This window comes from uncultured Oceanicoccus sp., assembly GCF_963968385.1.
Classification (GTDB): domain Bacteria; phylum Pseudomonadota; class Gammaproteobacteria; order Pseudomonadales; family Dasaniaceae; genus Oceanicoccus.
Genome location: NZ_CAXAHB010000090.1, coordinates 1 through 5,691, shown reverse-complemented (window position 1 = coordinate 5,691; position 5,691 = coordinate 1). Strand labels below are relative to the sequence as shown.

The 5,691-nt window shown below is 45.2% G+C and carries 6 protein-coding genes; 3 read left to right on the top strand and 3 right to left on the bottom strand.

Features of this window, described 5'->3' with window-relative positions; all coding sequences use genetic code 11:
- The coding region (locus tag AACP44_RS08200) for a hypothetical protein (protein ID WP_339340042.1) at positions 1-710 on the bottom strand (710 nt) is incomplete at its 3' end.
- Positions 711-889: 179 nt separating this feature from the next.
- On the opposite strand from AACP44_RS08200, the gene AACP44_RS08195 reads away from it, so the two are divergent.
- The 3 genes from AACP44_RS08195 (at position 890) to AACP44_RS08185 (ending at position 2,956) form a co-directional block, all read left to right on the top strand.
- Positions 890-1,720, top strand: coding sequence for an enoyl-CoA hydratase-related protein (locus AACP44_RS08195; RefSeq protein WP_339340041.1), 831 nt, complete (start codon positions 890-892; stop codon positions 1,718-1,720).
- Between the two features lie 238 nt (positions 1,721-1,958).
- Positions 1,959-2,567 (top strand): transcriptional repressor LexA, encoded by a 609-nt coding sequence (gene lexA, locus AACP44_RS08190; RefSeq protein WP_339340040.1) that lies wholly within the window; start codon positions 1,959-1,961, stop codon positions 2,565-2,567.
- Positions 2,568-2,716: 149 nt separating this feature from the next.
- Positions 2,717-2,956, top strand: a complete 240-nt coding sequence (locus AACP44_RS08185; RefSeq protein ID WP_339340039.1) for a hypothetical protein — start codon at positions 2,717-2,719, stop codon at positions 2,954-2,956.
- A 9-nt stretch (positions 2,957-2,965) separates the two neighbouring features.
- Here the strand turns inward: AACP44_RS08185 and AACP44_RS08180 are convergent, their stop codons facing one another.
- Together AACP44_RS08180 and AACP44_RS08175 are read right to left on the bottom strand one after the other, a co-directional pair.
- The gene (locus AACP44_RS08180) at positions 2,966-4,765 is read right to left on the bottom strand and encodes an acyl-CoA dehydrogenase (RefSeq protein WP_339340038.1); all 1,800 of its coding nucleotides are present in this window, start codon (positions 4,763-4,765) and stop codon (positions 2,966-2,968) included.
- Positions 4,766-4,835: 70 nt separating this feature from the next.
- The gene (locus tag AACP44_RS08175) at positions 4,836-5,663 is read right to left on the bottom strand and encodes a metal-dependent hydrolase (protein WP_339340037.1); all 828 of its coding nucleotides are present in this window, start codon (positions 5,661-5,663) and stop codon (positions 4,836-4,838) included.
- Positions 5,664-5,691 lie beyond the last annotated feature (28 nt).

Sequence of the window (5,691 nt, the reverse complement as noted above, 5' to 3'; positions counted from 1 at the left end):
CTTCTCCTATTGGGAGCCATCAAGGACAACAACGCCGAGACAAAAAATAACATCGACGCAGGCAAAGGCGCCGACGAAATAACATCACCAGTACGGACAGCCCAAGCATAATGCCCGAGCCCAGGAAGCTTTAGATGCTCAGTATTCTTTTCATGCTGCCGCTGATAACCCATTCGGGTATCAAACACCCAAGCCATTTTAGTATTTGGCGCAAACTCTTCTTCAAACCAATAAACCCAATGATTAGACGTAAAATTAGAAAAGCTGACGCTACTACCATCATCAGCATCAAGAAAATGCCAATTCTCTAAACCACTTGGCTGATAAAAACCATCAATGTCTACGTAACCAGGATTTTCAAGGTTGTTATAGAACATATGGCCTAATTCACTGATCGTGTTGTTAAATCCACTATCACAACTGCCATCATAGTCATAACAAGGATTAGCAGGATTGACCAACCTAGCTGAAGGCAGCCGCCAGTCATCATAACCACCGTATTCTAAACCGCCGGCCCAAGCTTTGGCCTCGGGCCAGCTCAGGTCACCCTCATTATCGTACTGAGAAGTTTTTGCATAATTAGCATCCTGCAACCAGGTAATATTCAAGACACTATCGTAAATCAAGCCATTACCACGGTCATACAAGGCAGCTTCAGCATAAAAGGTAACAGGGACAAGGCAAGCAAGGACAAAGTGAGGTCTAAACATAATTAAATCCTTTTTATATTTCGATATTTAATCCGTTAAACATTTACATGGTATCATTTAATCCAAATCATAATACAGCCTTGCATAGATCAAATAAGACTTTGAAAATTGTTTGTAATAACGTAAATTAAATTATTACTAATTAAACTCAATTAATATCGAAAAAAACAGTTGGTGTTATGTACAAAGAAATCCGCTTCGAAATCGATGGCCCTTGTGCCACCATCACCTTAAACCGCCCAGAACAACTAAACGCATGGACACTCTCTATGGGCGATGAGATTCGCAGAGCCTTTGCTACTGCAGAGCAAGACACCAATGTTGTAGGAATTATTTTTACTGGTGCTGGCCGCGCCTTTTGTTCTGGGGCAGATCTAAGTTTGCTCGACGGCGTCTCTTCAACTGATCTCAATGATCATGCTGGCTCAGCCATGCCAGGCGACAAGACTATTGGCACCAGCTATCGTCAAACCTACTCCTATATCGCTTCTATTCGCAAACCAGTGATTGCTGCCATTCATGGCCCCTGTATTGGCATGGGTATCCCCATTGCACTATTTTGTGATTTACGCTTTGCTACACCCGAATCTTTTTTTATGACCGCTTTCGCCCAGCGAGGCTTAATTGCCGAATGGGGTAGTAGCTGGTTACTGCCACGTATGATTGGCAACACTCATGCTATGGATATGCTGCTATCTAGTCGCCGCGTCTATGCTGAAGAAGCCAAAGATATGGGCATGATCAATCGCATTTGTGAACAGTCAGAATTAATCAACGAAGCTAAACGGTATATTGCCGACCTTGCTGACAGTTGTTCACCCTACTCTATGGCGATTATTAAGCGACAACTACATCAAGATTGGATGAATAGTTTAGATGTAGCGCAGAATAATGCGATGGATTTGATGTTGGCGAGCTTTGCTGGTGAAAACTTAAAAGAGGGTCTTGCCGCCATTACAGAAAAACGTGCCGCAAAATTCCCACCACTTAAACTTGACGATAGTGACTAGCTATTCACTAGCCATTCACTACCTCTCCACCTCCCTATTTTGATTATCTTGCTTTCTGGTTAAAGCTGCTGGACTGATTATTACAAAAGCTTGCACAATAAGATTTACTGTATATAATCACAGATACTGTATATAAAACCATACTGGTAGGCCGTCCAGCTACCAATGTGGCCGTACTACTGTCTACATGCAAGCAAGACAACATCAATCAATCGATTGAAAAAAAAGGAGCAGCGTTATGACCAAACTGACACAACGACAAAATGAAGTGCTCAATGTCATAAAAAGTCATATTGAAGACACCGGCTTCCCCCCTACCCGCGCAGATATCGCGCGTGAGTTGGGTTTCAAATCCGCTAATGCAGCTGAAGAACACCTTAAAGCGCTTGCCCGTAAAGGCGCTATCGAAATGATTGCCGGCGCTTCACGCGGTATTCGTATTCCAGAAAATGATGACGAGAGCGGCATCCCTATCGTGGGTCAGGTGGCTGCCGGCAACCCAATTACCGCACAGGAACATATTGAAGATTACTGCCAAATGCCACCCTCATTTTTCAGCCCCCATGCTGATTATTTTTTGCGGGTACGAGGCGATAGTATGATTGATATTGGTATTTTTGAGGGTGATTTGCTAGCGGTCCACAAAACCAAAGACGTACAAAACGGTGAGATCGTGGTGGCCCGAATTGATGATGAAGTGACAGTAAAACGCTTGAGAAAAACTCGCAGCAAGCATCAAATACAATTACTACCGGAAAATCAGGATTATCAACCGATTGAAGTTGACCTGCGTTATCAGGACTTTGACATTGAAGGGCTAAGTGTAGGCGTGGTCAGAAAACAATAGCTAGAAAATCAACAGCAATGAATAGGTCAAAAATTCATACAGGAAATTAGGCCTGATCATTGTTATTCTATATCTGCAGCATTTATTTAGGCTTAATCTTCCCCGCTGCAAAACTGATGGATAATTAACTTACACTCGGAGGGATTCGTATGGGTAAAAACAGTAAACAAACTTCAAAAGATATTGCTTCACTAGCGGCCAAAACACTGAGAGAACCTAATGCTTCGGAAATTGCAAAACAACTTGCAGGAGCCGCCTTGTCTCAATCAAGCACAAATAAACAGACAGGGGATTCTATGGAAACTATCCTCAATCACTTCGCCAAACACATTGGTCTGCAACAATTTGGGTCTCCAGTCTCTATCAGTGGCGTTGAGCCTACTAAGTAAATATCTTTATCATTGACCTAGAAATTGCTCCGCTGTGAGGTCATAGCAAGTGCTATCCAAATCGGCCACCACCGCTAAGCTGGTTCGAGCCTTGGGTAGTTCATAAGCAAAAAAGAATTTAGTCGCGGCTAGCTTTCCGGTATAAAAATTCTTATCACCGGCATCGCCATTATCTAAACCTGCACAAGCGGCAATCGCCTGTTTTAGCCACATCCACGCAATCACCCCATGCCCCATGGCATCGAGAAAAATGGTGGCATTGGCCAGCGCCAGTGCTTTATCGTCACAATCTACCACTGCGGCGATGGTCTGTTCAATTTGATCAAAGGTTGCTGTTAGTTGCTGACAATAGTCTGACAACTGAGGGTAAGTGGCTGCGGCATCAATTGTCGCCAGTATCTCCTCACGCAAAATAGCCACGGCAGCACCCTTATGCATTTGTACCTTACGCCCCAAGATATCCAGACCCTGAATACCCCAAGTCCCCTCATGGATATGGTTGAGTCGGTTATCGCGATAGAGTCGCTCCACTGGATATTCGCGGGTATAGCCGTAACCACCCAATACCTGTATGGCAAGCTTATTGGCTTCTAAGCAATACTCCGATGGCCAAGATTTACAGATCGGTGTAAGCAAATCCAGCAATAAACTCATACGTTGATTCTGTTGCTGATCCTGCGAGATTTTTTGTTGATCGATAATTTGTGAGCTGTAATACATTAGCATTTGTGCACCTTCGACAAATGCTTTTTGTGCCATCAGCATGCGTTTGATATCGGCGTGTTCGGAGATCATCACCTGCGGCAAATCTGGGTTCTTATTATTCAATGGCCGTCCCTGCGGGCGATTGCGCGCATAATCCAGCGAATAAAGGTAGCCACCCAATGCTGTCATCACTGCTGACAGACCGACCGAAATCCGCGCTTCATTCATCATATGAAACATATTGGCCAGACCGTCATTTTCATTACCTACGAGATAGCCGATACAGTCGCCACCCTCACCAAAGTTTAATAAGGTGTTGGTCGCCCCACGACAGCCCATCTTATGATTAAGCCCCGCCAGTGCGATATTATTGTGTTCACCAAGACTACCATCGGCATTAACCCGCATTTTCGGTACCAGGAACAGAGAGATTCCCCTAACGCCCGCAGGACCACCGGGGACCTTGGCTAGCACCATATGAATAATATTATCGCTAAGATCCTGCTCCCCGCCAGATATCCACATTTTGGTGCCAGTAAGCTTGTAACTACCATCGCCCAGAGGTTCCGCCTTGGTGCGAATATCCGCAAGGGATGAGCCCGCCTGCGGCTCAGATAGACACATGGTGCCAAACCAATCGCCGGCCACCAACGGGCCTAAATACTGCTCTTTCAGTGCAGATGAACCGCAAGCATTGAGCATATTGGCAACACCTTGGGTTAGAAACAGATAAATATTGATCGGGTTATTGGCACAGACAAACATACCATTTAAGGCCTGATCGACCATCCAGGGTAACTGCATACCACCGATATCGGCGTCGTAGCCAGAGGTGGCTAACCCCGCCTCTTTAAAGGCATTAATTGCTTGCTTAACCTCAGGAATAGTCTCCACTGCACCATCGATAAACTGTGGTTCATTGGCATCCAGCTTGCCCGCGCAGGGCAAAAACTCTTCCTCAGCGATGCTCTGACATAGATCAAACATCGCGTCTAACGATTCACGATCATAGTCAGAGTAGCGTTCAGACTTCAGCAAATTATCTAAATCCAGCGCTTCATAAAACATAAAGTCCAGATCTCGGCGATTTACAATCATTGACATAATGCGTCTCTCTCGGTGATTAATTTAATGCTGATTTAAAAATATACCGCACGATAACGGGCGCTTTCTACTATTGCTGCTGCAATGACCAGCGCTCCAACAACTGCTGGTTATCATGCTGCCAGGGATGAAAATCCTTACGGAAAAAATCGCGATAAAGTTTTAAGGTGCCACGCAATACGCCGCGTTTACCAAACAAAAATGCAAGACCAGAGAACCAGACTTTGGGACTCCATAACTTTCCATCACACTTCAGCATATGGCGCACGCCATGCAAAATATCCCAAATCAGAAAAAAGGTACTGCGACGCATAGCGGCACGACGCATTTTTTCAGTGCCACCGATGGCGCGATAAACATCAAAAGCCACCGCTTTGTGTTCCATTTCCTCGGCAGCATGCCAGCGCCATAGCTCGGCCATGGCTGGATGCGCAACGGCAAAAATATCGGCCTCACCCAATACTTTTTCCGCCATGACCGCTGTCATATATTCTACTGCCACAGTACCCGCCAAACGTTGGCGCGCCGGTACATTTTTTTCCACCCACTGCATACGTCGCCGCATAGGGCCAATAAGTTTTTCAAGATCATAACCACGCTGGGCACAGAGTAATTCGTTATAGCGTTGATGCTCACGTAAATGCACCGCTTCCTGACTGTAAAATGCTTTCATTTCTCGCTGTAACTTGGGGTCAGTAATGCGATCGCGATAATGTCGCACCGAGTTAATAAAAAACTGTTCGCCCAGCGGAAAGGTAATAGACATAGCATTTAGCCAGGCCGTGGCAAATACGTGGTTGTCCATCCACTCGCTGGTTAACGCCTCGGCAATATCCAGTTTTGGGTTGCGTTTTACAATACTGACATTATCTGGTGTAAAGGATTGAGTTGGGCTCATAATGAGTACCTCTTAAATACGCTCAATA